The 16,655-nt window shown below is 34.9% G+C and carries 8 protein-coding genes; all 8 read right to left on the bottom strand.

Annotated elements, in window-relative coordinates:
* Nucleotides 1-20 precede the first annotated feature (20 nt).
* Nucleotides 21-1,037 carry a PorV/PorQ family protein gene (locus ROY99_07915; GenBank protein ID MDT3696307.1) on the bottom strand — a complete coding sequence of 339 codons (1,017 nt, stop codon included), beginning with the start codon at nucleotides 1,035-1,037 and terminating at the stop codon, nucleotides 21-23.
* A gap of 60 nt (nucleotides 1,038-1,097) precedes the next feature.
* Nucleotides 1,098-4,676: a hypothetical protein gene (locus ROY99_07910; GenBank protein MDT3696306.1), complete on the bottom strand. Its 3,579-nt coding sequence runs from the start codon at nucleotides 4,674-4,676 to the stop codon at nucleotides 1,098-1,100.
* 36 nt (nucleotides 4,677-4,712) lie between these two features.
* Nucleotides 4,713-7,607, bottom strand: coding sequence for a carboxypeptidase-like regulatory domain-containing protein (locus ROY99_07905; protein ID MDT3696305.1), 2,895 nt, complete (start codon nucleotides 7,605-7,607; stop codon nucleotides 4,713-4,715).
* 124 nt (nucleotides 7,608-7,731) lie between these two features.
* Nucleotides 7,732-9,543, bottom strand: a complete 1,812-nt coding sequence (locus ROY99_07900) for a T9SS type A sorting domain-containing protein (GenBank protein MDT3696304.1) — start codon at nucleotides 9,541-9,543, stop codon at nucleotides 7,732-7,734.
* A 196-nt stretch (nucleotides 9,544-9,739) separates the two neighbouring features.
* Complete coding sequence (gene serA / locus ROY99_07895; protein MDT3696303.1) at nucleotides 9,740-11,323, bottom strand: phosphoglycerate dehydrogenase; 1,584 nt, start codon at nucleotides 11,321-11,323, stop codon at nucleotides 9,740-9,742.
* Nucleotides 11,324-11,359: 36 nt separating this feature from the next.
* Nucleotides 11,360-11,680: a thioredoxin gene (gene trxA, locus ROY99_07890; protein ID MDT3696302.1), complete on the bottom strand. Its 321-nt coding sequence runs from the start codon at nucleotides 11,678-11,680 to the stop codon at nucleotides 11,360-11,362.
* 23 nt (nucleotides 11,681-11,703) lie between these two features.
* Nucleotides 11,704-12,537, bottom strand: coding sequence for an SDR family oxidoreductase (locus ROY99_07885; protein MDT3696301.1), 834 nt, complete (start codon nucleotides 12,535-12,537; stop codon nucleotides 11,704-11,706).
* Between the two features lie 334 nt (nucleotides 12,538-12,871).
* Entirely contained in the window at nucleotides 12,872-16,333 is a 3,462-nt protein-coding gene (dnaE, locus tag ROY99_07880) for a DNA polymerase III subunit alpha (GenBank protein ID MDT3696300.1), read from the bottom strand.
* Between the last annotated feature and the right edge of the window lie 322 nt (nucleotides 16,334-16,655).

Raw genomic sequence — 16,655 nt, 5'->3', positions numbered from 1 at the left:
AAATTTACACTATGTTTCTGTTATTGAAAAGACAATTTTACAGTGAAAATATGATTAGAAGTTGGGAACTCCTTTACATCCCTGTAAGCATAGTCAAATGAAACACCAATATCGGAAAAGTCATAATTTATACCAGCACCAGCTGTAAATCCGTATATTGATTTTTTAGTATTTTCAGTAAGTAACTGGTAGCCGCCTCTAAGGAAAAAAGTGTTCATGTAACCGTACTCTAACCCAAAATTGAAGGCATCTTCTAATGAGTTATTTGCAGTAAAAGAACTGGCAAAATTCAACATATTCTGTTCGTCAAAGGATTCTCTATAAGCCAAACTCAACTGAAAATAACTAGGTATCTGGAATTCTTCAGCAACTACTTCATAGGTACCATTGGGAGCGCCAATAACAGAATTTGGAACACCTGTTTGAACTCGTAAATCCTGACCGCCATAGACCATATTTGGACCAATATTATGAATAGCTGCTCCGATTGAGAGCTGATCAGTAAATTTATATTGAACACCGGCATCGATAGCAAAACCATTTGCATTTGTATTACCAATACTTTCGCTAATCAGCTTTAAGTTTGTTCCGATTGAAACTCTGTCGGTTAAAACTTTAGAATAAGTTAAACCTATAGTCATAAAGCTTGGAGAATATGTGTAGCCTGTACCATCAGGAAATTCATTGGTAGTAACAGGAATATCTCCAAAATCAAAAGACTTAAAGCTTACTGCGATTGAGCCCAAATCTCCAAGTTGTGTACCAATAGCAAAATATGATAAATTGATATCTGCAACATAATTCATAAAACTAAACATTGCCTCTGTTCTCTGGTTAATATCTAATCCGGCAGGATTATAATATATAGCTTCCAATCCCACTACATTAGCAACAAATGCCCCGCTGGTTGCTATACTACGGGCACCTACTGGTACAAGTAACTGGTCTGCACCGTTGGTACCCTTTCTTGACTTGTCTCCTGAGTATAATGATATACTGAAGAGAACGATAAATAATAGAATTAAATTATTTTTCATTTTAAAACTCCAATATGTTAAATAAATGCATTCATTGATTACATTTCTAAAAACGAATGCTTAAAATCTTGGTAATTGTTTTTGCGGCATAATAATCGAGAACTTCAGTACTTTATCGCCGTATTTAGGTGAAGAAACAATTGCCAGATATAAACCTGATGCAACTCTCAATCCAGCTTCATTCTGTAAGTTCCAGGATAAAAATGGAGAGGTAGATGCAGGGTCTTTGACCAGAGTATTTAATAATTGACCAGACAAGGAATAAATTTTAATTGTTACTTCCTCATTTGGTAAATTTGTAAAAGTTACAAATGGATCATCAGCTGCTAAACCATTGTAAGCTGTATAAGGATTATAACCATACATTGGATTTGGGAAAACATTAACCTTGTCAAAAAGTGATCTTTCCTGATCTTCAGTCAATGCCCCATCAACAGCAGTTGTAAATTCAAATTCATCAAGTGATGAATATGGATAAGTTGTTACTGGAATTGTAAACTTATCTCCGGCTGAATAATTTGAAACGCTATCTTTCTTTTGAATACTAACAACATATAAAGTATTGAAGTAGGGTGACAGTGCAATATCTCTTTGAGTTTGAGTTGCATTTGCATCCGTCGGAATAGTATAGCCTTTCAAATCAGCCCAAACTTCACTTGAGGCTGGAAAATTACCTTTATACTCCTGCTGATTACCATTCGGGTCGTATGGAGAATTAAAAATAAAAATAAATTCAGCACTAGATTCAATATTGATACCTGGATCCCAAATACCATCAGGATTACCACCATCATTTTGAACTCGTTCCAAAAATCCTACTGCAAGTTGCTTACTTTCACCATAAGCATCATCTTTAACCCATGCAGTAAATGGTACATCAACAAATCCCTGACCAATTTTTCCAATTTGAGGAATAAGATTAGCAGGAACAGATGGATTATTACTTGTTACGCCTTCAGCATAAACATAGCTGCCTCTTCTTGTTGGCGGATTAGATCCAACAAAACCAACTAAGTACCTGTATGCTTTCCCTTGCTCACCAAATCTTAATTCAACATTTCTAAGATCAAATGCTGATACAATCTTAGTATTTAAATTTGATAGTGAGCCGGGCATTTTTGCAAGTTTCTGTCCGTCAAGGATATTATTTGCTAAATAATTAAAATAAGTCTTTGTGGTATCTGAACTATACCAAGTAGTTGAAGTCGAGGCAGTTAATTTGCCAAGTTTAGGAACTTTTTCCTGTAGCTTAACTATAAATCCGTCTGTAGTCTGAAAATTAACTCCGTTATTATTGTACAAATAGAATTTTGCTGAATCTAAAAGAACTGAATTAGTAGTTTTATTAGTTAGCTTCCAGAATGAAGAAAACTTTTCGGTTGATTTATCCTGGAAAAAACTAACATTATATGTATCACCGGTAAGATTATGCTTCTCAACAATATCAAGCTGCATTTTGCCTTTTGCCGGTCCATTATTGCCACTGATTTCCTGAAGCTCAACTGGAGGTCTGTAAATATCTTCACCCATAATAATAGATTTAACCAAATTAAGAGCTTTAGGATTTTCAACTGCCTGAACAAAAGTTTGATCTGATAAATAATAATTACCATAACTTCCATAAGCCCCACCATCTTTATTTATTAAGGCTGTAGAGTCATAATTAACTCCATAAGAAGTAACAAGGAAATAATATGGTTTACCTTTTATAAGATTACCGTTTGTAAAAGGATCTTTAGTAATTCTAAATCTGATTCTTCCTAACTCAGGATCTTTATAAATATTTGTATCCAAAAGATTTGATGATGGAGCAGCTTCATATAGTATTTCAATTGCCCCGGTAGCTCCGTCTTTAGCATATAGATTATTTACAAAATCTTTTACCTGATATCTACCAATCAATTTACTATTAGGTTGATTGTTGATCTGATCTGATGTATTAAATGTCTGTAGTGCATAAATATTAAAACCACCAAATTTTACATCCCAGGTTGAGGATTTGCTTTTATATTTCAACTGATCGAAAGTTGACCAACTTAAATCAATAAAATCCTCATTGCTTTCTGTAATAACTTCGGGTGCTGGTGGAGCTGAAGGTGCAAGGAAATTAAGGTTAAAGATAGTTTGTGCACCATCATCAATAGCTTTTGCTACTGTTACTGAATTCAAAGCATCGGTACCTTGAGCAACCACATAAGCAACAACGATTTCTTTCTCTTCATTTTTCCTCAGTGTAAAAGGACCTGTATTTGTCATTTGACGGCAATCGGTACCCTTTAGGCTTATCCACCCAGAACCAGTACCATTATTAGCAACGGGATCACCAGAAAACCAAAATTTAGGATCAACGGTATTACAGTCAACTCCTCCTGTCATTTTTCCATAAGTAAAAGTACAAGGGTCAACATCTAAACCATCGATTCTCTTTCCAAGCATATAGTTCCTTGCCTGTTCTCTATTATCCGGATCTCTAAGTAATTGGTCGCCGTTTATGTATTGAACAAATGAAGACATTGGCAGATTCATTGCGCCTGGAATTGTATGAACACCAATAGTTTGTCCGCGATAACTATAGGCAGTATCTAAAGCTGTATCAATACCATCGTCATAAACTCCGTTTCCATTAACATCATTAAAAGTAACTCCTGGAATAAAATCAACCGGGCCTGAAAAAAAGTCTATCAGAAAACAAGGAGGCTGAGAGCCATATTCATCATCTGGACCTTCATTGTAAGTATAACCAGCATTTCTTCCAACATCGGAGCCCACTAAATCATCAGTAGCTTCTCCTAAATCAACATCCGACCACACTCCAAAAATCACGCTATCAAGCTGAGCAGGCTCGTTAGGATCATTTAATCCAACATATTTAAATCGATATCTTACGAATATCAAATTACCTATTGCTCCGCCTGAAGCGTAAGCAAAAACAGTTTGTCTTACTTCAATACCGTATGGTGGAACATTATTAAACCGTCTTTGTGCTGCAGCAACACCATCCCAATACACACACCATACAGTTTCATCACCAAGTATATCCGGTTTATCTTCGTCAAGGTCCCATTCACCATTACCGTTTTTATCAACAGGATTATAAACACCATCACCATCACCATCATAAAAATCTGCTCCTAAATCAACTGCATCTATCCAATCCTGCCAGGCAATACCAAATGCAGGGTCACTGGTTTTAACTACATATAATTGAGCTCTGCTATCGCCAGTTGAACCAGCTAATCCAGGTATATAATCTTCAATTAAACTTGCAGAAGCAACCGCATTTGCAAAAAGAGTACCATTTGCATATCCGCTTAACATAAAGCCGCCTGAAAAAAGGAAAACGTGTCCGCCAAATTTTCCACCCGCGCCACTAATAATCGGGTTTGGATCTTCAATATTAACTGCAGCAAGAATTCCTTTCCGGTTCATAGGTAAATTGAAATTATTGATATTCAGCCTGTATGCATCTCCTTTTTTTCCACCTTCATCATTTGTTGCTGCAACTTTTGATAAGGTTTGAGAATGCATAGGTTTAGTTCCATTTTTATCATCACCCAAAAATCCCATTGAAACAGGGATTAGTATCAATAATAAAATAATTATCAGAGATTTTGGGTATTTACTCTTGGTTATTTTCATTTTAATTGACCTCATATCTTTAAATATTACAAAATTTTAAAAACTGATATTCGAGAAATTCAACTTTAAGCCTAGTTTAATCAATCTTGGAATACCATAGTTAGCAGGGTTATTTTCTAAGGATTTATAATCCATAACATATCCCTCACCATTATTTTGAGCAACCAACTGTCCAGTTGAAGTATTTAAGAAACCAGAATTACTTGGGCTGCCAGTAGATCTATAAACATTCGTAATGTTATCAGCATCAAGCAGGTTTTCTATCCATAGATATGGGGATAAAATAATATCTCCAATAGCAAAGCTTTTCTCTAACTTCAAATCAATCCTAAATGAAGAAGGACCATAGGCTGAGTTAACATAGCCGATAGTTTTAGCGAAAATGGTATTGTCACCTAATATATTCCATTGATCCATCGGAGTGTAAGGTCTGCCGCTATTATATGAAAGTAACATATTAGCATTAAACATTTCAAGCCAGCCTAATTCACCTTTTGGTACATAAAAGTCAATGTTAATAATTCCTGTATGTCTTTGATCAAAATTTAATGGTGCAATAACCTTTGGAGCTGCATTATCAAGATTTCTGAAAACTGCGGTTTGGTTTGATGATGTTGAGGAACCTGTTCCCTCAGCAATCTGGAAAGTATATTGCGCTGATACACTAAAATAACTTAAGTGAGTTACATCTAATGAAAGAGCTAATCCTTTTGTAGTTCCAAAATCAGAATTTTCAGGATAGATTGCATCTATAAGCTCGCCACCAGCAACTCTTCTGAACTTGTGATTTTGTACGTTAACTAATCCGCGAATATTCTTATAGAATGCAGTAATATTTAATGCTGAGTTATCGCTTAACAATTGTCTGAATCCAACTTCATACTGAATAGTTTCTTCAGCCTTTAAAGCACCATTAAATCCACTCTGTGGCGCCATAATTAGATAATCGTTATAGCTGTAAGGTCCAAAGTAAACATCGTTTAATATTGGAAGCTGAATAAATCTGCCATATTGTGCATGGAAAACAGTTCCACTTGTAACAGGGAATCCAATTCCAATTCTTGGAGATAATTCAACTTCTGCATCTCTTATCTGAAAATCACCTGCATCAAAGTTTTCCGGATCAGTTCCGCCAGCATATGGTAAGGCAGGATTTTTTAACACATAAGATTTCAAATTAAAATAGTCCATCCTTAAACCAATATTCAATACAATATCTTTAAGTTCAAATCTGTCTTGTAAATAAGCATAAGCTATATCTGGTTTATATGGTCTTAAAAACTGATTTGGCTCGTCAGTGGAAGTTTTGTTTTTTCCAGAAACATCATAACCATACACAAAAGGCTGCAATGCTTCCCATTTTTCAGTTTCTGTAAGTGTGTTTGGCTGAGATGCGTATTGACCTGCAAAAACACCATATCCTCTTACAGTATGCTGAGAGTATCCAGCGCCAAACTCTATCAGATGATTATCAATTTGTGTTGTAATATCAGCATCTATAAAGAATGCACCATCTTCTCTTTTCTGAAACAGTCCGCTTCCGGAATAACCATAAGGTCTGAAAACTGAATTTTCATCAAGCGACATTTGAATTCTGTTTCCAGCTGCATTTAGAAGTGGTAATCCGTCAGGACCGAGTTTAGCAGGATTCAATCCATCACCAGCTAAATAAACACCAAAAGTCTTTTCCCAATAATCTGCATTGCCATACATCTCAAGATTATCTTCCAATACAGGAAGATATCTTTTGTAATTATAAACTTTATAACCAAAATTCAAATTCCAGAAAGTAGTGTTGCTAATTGTTTGTGATAATCTTGAATTTAACGAAATATTTTGCTCTGCAAATTCAGGATTAAATTGCGAATTATTCTTTTGATTGCGGTAATCTATTATCTTTGCGATTCTGCTATTATACAAACCGCTTAGATTTAATGAAAAATCACCCATTCTGTGATTTGTCTTACCTGATAATCTCCACACACCTGCTGGATTATTCTGATATCCATCGTATGTTTTACCTATAGACGGAAATGAAAGTCCAATAGCTGATGGATTTGCGTTCTGATACCAGCCTCTTTCAGCTGATAAAAATATTGTATGTTCAGATATTCCCGGGATAATCGGTCCGCTAATGGTACCGGCATACAAATTATATCCATATTTATCAGTAAAAGATGAAGTAAGCAAATCAGCTAATACTGTATATGTAGATTGTCCTGACTTGGTAGTAACATTCACAATACCAGATTGTGCCTGCCCATATTTTGCTTCATAACCGCCAACCTGAAAAGAAATTTGTTCAATAGCCACATTACTTACTTGTGCTGCTGAAGAGCCGCTATAAAGGTTATTCTGCGGAACACCATCAATTATGTATAGTACTTCATTGCTTCTGCCGCCTCGTACGTTTAATGCAGCATTACCAGATTGCCCGCCGCTGCCTTCCAAAACAACAACACCAGATTGCAAAGAGGCAATATTTGTAACTCCTCGTACCGGCAGCTTTGATATCTGATCTGAGTCTATAACCTTTACAGTATTTGTTGATTTCTCTTCAAAGAACTTCCTATCAACAACAACAATATCATCCAAAGTAAAATCAGTAGAAAGTTCAATATTTAATTCATAAGTTATTCCTGCAACAACTCTTACTCCCTCAATAGTTTTAGCTGCATAACCAACATAACTGGCTTTAACATCATAGGTACCCGGAGTAATATTTAACACAAAATAATCTCCGTTGATATCAGTAGCAGCACCTGTTTGAGTTCCGATAAGAATTATATTTGCGCCGATTAAAGGCTCCTTAGTAACCGCATCAATTACCTTTCCACTTAATTTACCTACACCGGTCTGTGCTTGTAAAAAAGGGATAAAAAGTAATGAAACGAACACAATGCTAAAAAATTTTGTAATCGAATTTTTCATCTCTTCTCCACTATTTTTTTTGAGATTAGATATTTTCATCTCATCGATTTATTTCAAATAAAAAAAGCGGATGGTTTGTAATTAAATCACAAGAAGCCACCCGCTTTTAAATTAAAGAACCATATTACTTCATTAACATCATTTTTTTAGAAGAAGTAAAATTACCAGCAGTAATTGAATAAACATACATACCGGATGCTAAGTTAGAAGCGTTAAAGTTCACTTCGTATGAGCCAGCTTCTTTAACTGTATTAACTAAGTTTGCAACTTCTTTACCAAGCATATCATAAACTTTAATATTTACATTGCTTCTTTCAGCAACAGAATATTTTATTGTTGTGCTTGGGTTAAACGGATTTGGATAGTTCTGCTCTAAATTAAAGTTGTTTACTATTGTTGGGTTCTCATTAACATCTGTCAATTGAGCAACCACTATACTATGGTACATCCAATCACCAGCAGCATTACCGTTTTGCGGGTTATTACCGCTTGATGGAGGATTAAATACTGATTGACCAGGAATAGCATCAATAAAGTATAAAAAGTGTGCTACTACATCGCCATTTGAAAGCACTTCAAGTCTTCTTGCAACACTTGGATAAGTTTCGGATACATTGGCATCACCAAGCACTGCAGGTGTTGACCAGCTTACTCCGCCGTCAGTTGAAACTACCCATTGTAAGTCTGTATAAAAAATTGGCCAAGTGTACTGTCCACCATCACCAGGATAAATATTTATTGGGCTTGAACCAACAGCTCCGGTATATTCAGGAGCAGCCCATATAACAAATACAATCTGACCATCTTCGGTAACACTTACGTTTGGATAAGCCTGACCTATTCCATTACCTGGTCTGTTATCAACCATTATACTGCTTGGTTCAAATGCAACTGCAGGAACAGAAACTTCTAACCAATCTTCTTCACGACTATTCCAGTATAAGAGTGGGAAAGCGTTAATAGTATCTCTGTTAGCATTAACTCCTGCACCATAACCATTAATAGCAACGTGAACAACACCACTTTCATCAATATTAGCATTCAATTGACCAAAGTTTTCAAAGAAAGGTGCTAAATTAACATTATTCGCAACACTGAAATAACCATCTAAACCTAAAACTTTTCCAGTCCAATTACTTCCAAAATCAGTTGTGTAATATAAGTATAAACCGTCTTCACCCTGATAGAAAGTTTTCCAGCCGCCTACTGTAGCCATATATTTACCACCAGCAGCACCATAAAGAGGATTTTCAGAAGGACCATCAGATGGAGCAAATGTAGTATCACCCTCACCTACTGAAGATACTAAAGTAAAACTTCCACCCTGATCAGTTGATACGAAAATATCTGCATTTGTATCCATTGCCCAGATTGTTCCATTTTCCTGATAATAGAAATCAGGGAAGTTACCTCCAAATGTAACAGTTGGGAAAGGTTGAACTGGCTCTAGGTTTACAAGATCAATAATTGTATGCCAGGATGTTCCCCCTGAATGCGCCATAACAAGAGCTTTGCCATCTAAAGGACCGCCAACGCATAATTGTGTTGTTCCCCATCCTAATGATTTAGTTGGGTCAAATGCGCTAAAAACATCAATTGGGGCACCAAATGCACTATAACCAAAAGGTATATATCTGGCTACCGCAGGTGTAACAGAATTATCTCTTCTCATTCCAACAAAAAATGGATCTAAATTATCGGTGCCATCAATATCAGCAAGATCAAGCATTTTAGGAATAGCATTATTACCAGCATAATCATAATCTGATTGCATAAATAATTCGCCAAATGAATTAATCTTTTGTAATTTCATTGAATGAGAAACTGGTGCATCATAATTTGGGTCAAGCACCATTCTTTTTTCTTGTCCAACTTGTGCATTAGCTGTAAAAATAAAAGCTAAAGCAAAAAACAAAACTGAAAGTCGTTTGATCATAATGATCTCCTTTAATTTGTGTGTTATTGGTTAGTTGAATTAAATTAATTAAAATATCTAAAAATATTAGTTCTCATTAAACACTGGCTAAAATTACTGTAATTTGCAATTTTTGTCAAGAAATTAAGGTTTTTTATTTTTTGTAAGAGATAACACAATTTATAATTATTGTCAAGTCAAACTATCTTCAAAAAATTCAAATGAATATTTGATAAACCTCAAAAATGCCATCCAATGATTTTATAATTTGAATAATATTTTCCGGAATCCTGCTGTCGATATTTATAAATGTAAGTGCCTGTTTTCCTTTTTCAATTCTGCCAAGAGAAAGCCCTGCAATATTGATATTTGCATCAGCTAAAATTTTCCCTACTGAAGCAAGCATACCTGGTCTATCTTCATTTATGTATAATAACATAAAACCTGTCGGGTTCAATTCAACATCATAGTTATCAATTCTGACAATTCTTATTTCGTCAACTCCAAATAAAGTAGCAGCAAATACTCTAACCTCTTTATCAGTATGGATCTCAGCAGTAACAAGATTTTTATAAATACTGCTGTCATCACTTTTTTTAATATTAACAGGAATATTCATTTCATCAAAAAGTAATTGTGCGTTAACAAATGTAACTATTTGATCTACTCTGTTTGTTAAAAATCCTTTTTGGAAAGCTGTTGATAATTCCGCATCATATTTATGAAGTGATTTACCGGATAAATTAATATCTATGCTTTTTAACTGATCGGTTAAAAGCTGAGAAGTAAAAATACCAAGTGACTCACATAAATGGATGAACGAAAGAGAATCCTTATCCATATTTTCTGCAAAGCCCCGTATATTAACTGCGGCTGTTATTTTATTATTCTGAAAATAATCTCTAATCTGTTCTGAAATTTGAATGGCTACTAACTCCTGTGCTTCATCAGTTGATGCGCCGAGATGCGGTGTGCAAATAATTTTAGGATGATTAAAAATAACATTTGAAAACTCAGGTGGTTCTTTGCTATAAACATCAAATGCTGCTCCTGAAACAATTCCTTTATCTATAGCTTCTACAATATCCTGTTCATTTACAATTCCGCCGCGGGCACAGTTAATTATCTTTACACCTTTTTTACATTTTTCAAACGAAGTTTTAGAAATCAGGTTTTTTGTTGAATCATTAATCGGAACATGAACAGTAATAAAATCAGCCTTTGACCAAATTTGATCAAGAGGAAAAATCTCAACTCCTAATTCGTTAGCTTTATCGCTGGAAATCAACGGATCAAATCCAATAACATTCATTCCAAAAGCTTTTGCTCTTTTTGCAACTTCTTTACCAATTTTGCCTAATCCGATCACTGCTAATATTTTTCCGCGCAGCTCAGTGCCGCTGTATTTCTTTCTATCCCAATTTCCTTCAGCTAATGATCTTACAGCTTGAGGGATATTTCTGCACAGTGATAATATCATTGCAAAGGTATGCTCGGCTGTAGATATTGTATTTCCATCAGGAGTGTTCATAACAAGGATTCCCTTTCGGGAGGCTGCATTTATATCTATATTATCTACTCCGGTTCCTGCTCTTCCAATTACTTCCATATTGATCATTGCTGATATTAACTCAGAATCAACTTTGGTAGCACTTCTTACTATTAGTGCATTAAAATCCGGAATAATTTTTAATAATTCATCTCTGGTTAATTTTGTATTATATGTAACTTCAAATCCTGCTGATTCGAGCAAAGCTACACTTTTCTCGTTAACCTGATCTGAAATAAGAATTTTTTTCATCAGGGAGAGTTTCTTAAAAAAAGTTAAGGTTAAATATTATAATACTGCTTCCAATTTTTGTTTAAGTTGAACTTTTGGTACAGCACCAATAATTGTATCTGCTACTTTTCCAGCTTTAAATATCAAAACTGTCGGTATGCTTCTAACGCCGTATTTAATTGCTGTTTCCTGATTGTTATCAACATCAAGTTTACCAACTTTTGCTTTTCCTTCAAACTCACCTGCAAGTTCTTCTACAAAGGGAGCAATCAGTTTGCAGGGTCCGCACCATACAGCCCAAAAATCAACAAGCACAGGTTTATCGGATTGTAAAACTTCTGAATTAAAATTCTGATCTGTAAATTCCATTGGTTTCATAATTTTTCCTAATAAAGTAATTTTTAAATTTGATTGGATTTCCTTTGCCCAACATAATTAACTATATCTTCTCCGCCATCAGCATGTATTAATCCGCCTGATATCCATTCACCGCCATCTTTGCAAAGAAGTGAAATAACTTTTGCAATATCTTCAGGAGTTGTTAATCTGCCATGCGGATTTTTTCTTTCCGCAATATTTAAAAGCTCAGCATTGCCTGGTATTTTTCTCAGAGCCGGTGTATCTGTAACACCAGCCATAATCGAGTTAGCAGAAGCACCATATTTTTCACCAAGCTCCACTGCTAATTGTCTTATATGAGATTCAAGAGCAGCCTTTGCAGCCGATACCGCACCATAAAACGGAATTATTGAATGCCCGCCGGAACTTGTCATTGCAAATATTCTAGCACCCTTTGCCAGTAAATTTTTTGAAACTACATCCTGTACCCAGTAAACAAGCGAGTGCGCCATAACATCAAGAGTCATTTCCAACTGAGCTTTTGTAATAGCTTGTTCATTATCACCTGGAATGAATGGTTTTAATGTACCAAATGCAAGTGAATGCATAATAACTTTTATTAATGGTTTTCCGTTAAGTAAAGATTGTATTTCATTAATAATTCCATTTCGCTTTACTTCATCAGCGGCATTAGCATTAAAGAACTTTGCCTCAACTCCGGCAGATTCAATCTCTTTAATAATTCTTTCCACATTGTGCATAGTTGCCTGCCGGTCAAGATGAACTCCAAGAATGTTAAATCCATCTTTAGCTAATTTAATAGCTGTTGCTTCTCCAAAGCCCGAAGATGCGCCAAGTATTAAAGCATAAAGTTCCTGTTTGTCACTTTTTTTCATCTAATCATTCTTCCTATGAGTTTTATATTATAGTGAGGGCAATAATACAAAATCGAATATAGCTAAACAACATTTACGAAAATCGGAATTCAATCATTTATGCCTAAAATAAAGAGAATTATCTTTAATCTTTCACTTACAAAATAGGAGACTTGTTAACAATAAAACTGTTTAGGAAAATAATCTGACAGAAAATCCACGTTGGTTTATAAGTATTGAATAAGACCTTCCTTTGTAGCATTGGAATGAGTGCAAAAGAAAACAACAAGTTTGAAATATTGTATTTTTTCTAAATTAATTCTGAACTGAAAAATAATTTGAGCATAACCGGACCCTACTTGGATTTTAACATAACTGCATCATCACCAAGTAATGAAGTTAATGAATTTAACAATTCTGATGTAATCTTCACTCTGTTTTCTGTCAAAGAAAAAAGCTTTCCTTTATCAATCCCGTTTTCAGTTAGATTAATAAAGACCGGGATACTGCCTTCAGATTTTTCAAATACGCTTTTTAATTGTTTTAATTTTTCTGCAGAAACTCTTTGTTTACTGATAAGAAGGCTTATACTTTCTGTAAGTTCATTAGCTACATTCTTCATTGGAATAACTTTACTGACCTGCATTTTTACTGAATCACCGCTGCTTTCCAAACTTCCTACTGCAAATACCGGTTCTTCATCCTGAATATATTTCCCAAACTCATCATAAGCTTTTGAGAACATCAAACATTCACAACTTCCGGTAAGATCATCAAGTTTAAAAAATGCCATCATCTTTCCGGCTTTATCAAACTTTGTTTTTAATTCAGTTACAACACCGCAAGCACGCACATCGCCCTTTTCTTCTATTCCTTCGGTTTCACCAAGATGTATTGAGGCAAATGAATTAAACTCTAATTCATATTTTCTTAGCGGATGATCAGTCAGATAAAAACCAATAACTTTTCTTTCCTGTGCAAGATATTCTTTCTCACTCCACTCTTTAACTTCGGGTAGTTTTGGTTCCTTTAATAATACTTCTTCAGTTCCTCCAAATAATGAATCGCTTGAAAGCATTTTGGAGTTTTGAAGTTTATGTGCAAAAGCTAACGCAGATTCAATAGTTTCAAAAAGCTGTGCACGGTTTTTATTTATATTGTGAAATGCCCCTGCCAATACAAGTCCTTCCAAAGCTCTCTTTGTAACAATCCGGTTATCTGTATTTATGCAAAAGTCATAAATAGATTTAAACTTTCTGCCAAGTTTATTTTTTGCATTGATAATTTCTTTAACTGCCGGAACACCGACATTCTTTATTGCAGACATTCCAAATTTTATCTTACCGTTTTCTGCTTCAAAGAATAGTGAAGGATTGTTTATATCAGGCGGCAACACTTCAATTTTCTGTTTACGGCAATCATCAAGAAACTTTGTAATTTTATCTGTGTTCTCAAATTCATTTTTTAAGTTGGCGGCAAGAAACTCCGCAGGATAATATGCTTTTAAATAAGCGGTTTGAAATGCAATTAAACTGTATGCAACTGCATGGCTTTTATTAAATCCGTAATTAGCAAATTTGAAAATTGTCTCGAATATTTCTGAAGCAGTTTTTTTGTTAACACCATTTTTAACAGCGCCCTCTGTAAAAACAACTTTTTGTTCCTGCATTACTTTAAGATCTTTTTTACCCATTGCTCTGCGTAAAAGATCAGCATCTGCTAAACTCATCCCGCCTACTTTATTTGCTATTTGAATAACCTGTTCCTGATAAACTATAACCCCATAAGTTTCTTTTAATATTGGTTCAAGTATCGGATGCGAGTAATTAACTACTTTTCTGCCGAGTTTTCTATCAATAAAATCATCAATGTTTTCCATTGGCCCGGGGCGGTATAACGCATTCATTGCTGCAAGATCATTTAAACTTGCCGGACGCAGTTGTTTTAAGTATTCGCGCATCGGTCCCGATTCAAACTGAAAGACGCCGGTTGTTTGCCCTTTGGAAAAAAGCTGAAAAGTTTTTTCATCATCAAGCGGAATATCATCGATATCAATTTCTACATTATGATTTTTCTTTACCATATCAATCGTATCACGGATTATTGTTAGTGTACGAAGCCCGAGAAAATCCATTTTAAGTAACCCGGCATTTTCAATATCCTTCATAGAAAATTGAGTTACAATATCCTGCTGAGATACTGCATTTGCAAGCGGTACATATTTACTAACCTCATCAGGAGTGATAACCACACCGGCAGCGTGCTTTGATGCATTGCGATTCATTCCTTCCAGGATTTTACCGTATTTGATAAGATTTTGTATATCAGTTTCAGTTGATTCTTTTACCCATTTGAGGTCCGGAACTTCTGCCAGTGCCTGATCAATTGAATATACTTTCCCGAATTTTGACGGAATAAATTTCGTAATCTTATTAACAGTTGGAATAGGAATTTTTAAAACACGGGCAACATCGCGCAGAACCGCTTTTGAAGTTAATTTATTAAATGTAATTATCTGGCTAACGCATTCAGCACCATATTTTTCCCGTACATAATCAATCACTTCGTTCCGCTTATCATCAGCAAAATCAACATCAATATCAGGCATAGATCTTCTTGCCGGATTTAAAAATCTTTCAAACAATAAATCATATTTTAATGGATCAACATTTGTAATTCCCATTGCAAAAGCTACTATGCTTCCTGCTGCACTACCTCTTCCGGGACCTACGGGAATGTTTTTACTTTTAGCTGCATTAATAAAATCTGCTACAACTAAAAAGTAACCAGCAAATCCCATTTCCTTAATTGTCTTAATTTCAAAATTAAAACGGTCTTCAATTTCCTTTGTGATTGTTTTAAACTTCTTCTGCAGCCCTTCTTTGGCGAGTAATTCCATATACTCATCAAGATTTTTTGCTTTAGATTCTTTTGGAATTGGAAAATCCGGGAAATGATGCTCTTCAAAATCAAGCTTAAGATTTACCTTTTCATCTATCTCAAGTGTATTTTCAATAGCTCCTTTATATTTCTTAAAAAGTTTTTTCATTTCATCGGATGATTTAAAATAAACCTGGTCAGTGCCATATCTTAATTGAGTGTAGTCTGCTCCATTCTTATCTGACAAAAGAAGAAGTATATTATGTGCTATTGCGTGATCAGGCTCGATGTAATGACAATCGTTTGTTGCAACTAACTTTATTCCTAATTCTTTAGAAAGTTTTGGCATTGATTCAAGAATAGGTTTATCGATTTCCATTCCGTGATCCTGAATCTCCAAATAAAAATCATCACCAAATAAATCTTTAAATTTTTTAGCGTTCACTCTTGCTTTTTCGTAATTATCATTAACAAGATGTGTTGAAACAACTCCGCCTGCGCAGGCAGTAGTACAAATTAATCCTTCTTTATACTTTTCAAGAAGTTCCATATCGATTCGAGGCTTGTAATAAAAACCTTCTGTGTGTCCGAGTGTAGAAAGCCTGGAAAGATTATCGTAACCTTGTTTGTTTTTTGCGAGAAGTATTAAATGATTGTAATGTTTTGATTTCTTTTTATTGTTTGCATCTTCAGGTTTACCGCGGTCAAATCTGCTTCCATCAACAACGATGTAAGCTTCCATTCCAATAATTGGTTTGATACCGGCTTTTTTAGCTTTGTTGTAAAATTCTGCTGCGCCGTACATAACACCATGATCTGTAATTGCAACAGACTGCATCTCGTGTTTTTTTGCTGCATTGATTAAACCATCAACTGTGCAAGCGCCGTCTTGTAAACTATAATGTGTATGATTATGAAGATGAATAAAATCAGACATCGTATATCAGAATTAATAATTAAAAATGAATAATTTTAACTTACAATGTCATCCTGTTATTGTCGAAGGATGACAGATTACTTCCGTCATACCGAGCGGAGTCGAGGTATGACACTTAATCACTCTTTATCTTATAGTCACATTTCGACTTCGCTCTATGTGACGTGAGTTTTTACTTTTCTTTATTACACACACTTCGATAAACTCACTGTTACAACTTGAATCGTTGTCATCTTGTGCTTGTCGAAGGATGACAGATTGTTTCCGTCATACCGAGCGGAGTCGAGGTATGACACTTAATCACTTTTTATCTTATAGTCAC

This window comes from Ignavibacterium sp., from assembly GCA_032027145.1.
Classification (GTDB): Bacteria; Bacteroidota; Ignavibacteria; order Ignavibacteriales; family Ignavibacteriaceae; genus IGN3.
The sequence above is the reverse complement of the archived record's forward strand: the minus strand, read 5'-3'. Positions and strand labels throughout refer to the sequence as shown.